A 1,871-nucleotide genomic window follows, 5' to 3' on the forward strand; every position below is an offset into this window, starting at 1 on the left:
GTGGTGGTGACCGATACACCGCTATCGCAGGCAAGCCAGCTCCCACATTTTATCGGCGGTGTTTTATAGACCGGCGGCAACTTCAATTCCCTAAACACTGATTTACCGCAGCATCTCTGTAACATTCTGCAACGATCATGACGGATATCCTCCCTCAACACTGGATGTTCCGGCATGGCAACCCCTTCGCTGACCGCCTCCACCGCCTCCGTCACCAACGATCCCAAACCGCGCCTGGACAAAAAACCCGGCCTGGTGACGGTGATCATTTTCTTTGCCGTACTCGCCATGGGCCTGTTGTTCACCGCCTACAGCCTGATGCACGACATGCACGAGCTGGGCACGGTGGTCACCACCTGGACGCCGTTCCTGCTGCTGGGCGTGGCGCTGTTGATCGCCCTGGGCTTCGAGTTCGTCAACGGCTTCCACGACACCGCCAACGCGGTGGCCACGGTGATTTACACCAACTCATTGCCACCGCATTTCGCGGTGGTGTGGTCGGGCTTTTTCAACTTCCTCGGCGTGCTGCTATCCAGCGGCGCGGTGGCGTTCGGCATCATCGCCCTGCTGCCGGTAGAGCTGATTTTGCAGGTCGGCTCCTCCGCCGGCTTTGCGATGATCTTCGCGCTGTTGATCGCCGCGATCCTGTGGAACCTCGGCACCTGGTGGCTGGGGTTGCCGGCGTCGTCGTCCCACACCTTGATCGGCTCGATCATCGGCGTGGGCGTGGCCAACGCACTGATGCATGGCCGCGACGGCACCAGCGGTGTGGACTGGGGCCAGGCGATCAAGATCGGTTATGCGCTGCTGCTGTCGCCGCTGATCGGCTTCGCCTTCGCTGCCCTGCTGTTGCTGGCGCTGCGGGCCTTCGTGAAAAATCGCTCGCTGTACAAAGCGCCGAAAGGCGATACCCCGCCGCCGTGGTGGATTCGCGGCATGCTGATCGCCACCTGCACCGGTGTGTCGTTTGCCCATGGTTCCAACGATGGCCAGAAGGGCATGGGCCTGATCATGTTGATCCTGGTGGGCACCCTGCCGATGGCCTACGCGTTGAACCGCACCATGCCGGCCGGTGAGTCGTTGCAGTTTGCCGCGGTGGCCGAAGTCACCCAGGCAGCCCTGGTAAAAGCGGCGCCGCAACTGGCTCCCGCCGACTCTCGCGGCACCTTGTCGACCTACGTACGCACCAAGGAAGCCACCCCGGAACTGGTGCCCGCCCTGGCGGCCATCACCGGGCATATCGGTGAGGAAGTGAAGAGCTACGGCTCCCTCGCCGCCGTTCCGGCCGAGGCCGTGGGCAACGTGCGTAACGACATGTACCTGACCAGCGAAACCATCCGCCTGATGGACAAGGGCAAGGTCGGCAACTTCGACGCCGACACCCAGAACAAGCTGCAACTGTTCAAGCAACAGATCGACAACGCCACACGGTTTATCCCGCTGTGGGTCAAGATCGCCGTGGCCATCGCCCTCGGGCTGGGGACCATGGTCGGCTGGAAACGTATCGTGGTGACGGTGGGCGAGAAGATCGGCAAGACCCACCTGACCTACGCCCAGGGCGCATCCGCCGAGATGGTGGCAATGCTGACCATCGGCGCGGCAGACATGTATGGCTTGCCGGTGTCCACCACCCATGTGTTGTCGTCGGGTGTGGCCGGGACCATGGTGGCGAACGGCGGTGGCTTGCAGATGAAGACCATCCGCAACTTGCTGATGGCCTGGGTGCTGACCTTGCCGGCGGCGATTCTGTTATCGGGTAGCCTGTACTGGCTATTCACCCAATTGTTCTGACACAACCCGATAAAAATGTGGGAGCGGGCTTGCTCGCGAATGCGGTGGCTCAGTCACAGACTTATTGACTGACACTCCGC

At 61.7% G+C, this 1,871-nt stretch carries 1 protein-coding gene; it reads left to right on the forward strand.

What is annotated here, in order from left to right:
* The first annotated feature begins 174 nt into the window (after positions 1 to 174).
* On the forward strand, positions 175 to 1,791 hold the full coding sequence (locus ACW9I6_RS32215) for an inorganic phosphate transporter (RefSeq protein WP_008432964.1): 1,617 nt from the start codon (positions 175 to 177) through the stop codon (positions 1,789 to 1,791).
* The last annotated feature ends 80 nt before the right edge of the window (positions 1,792 to 1,871 follow it).

The sequence above is a fragment of the Pseudomonas sp. SDO5522_S412 genome (assembly GCF_054071215.1).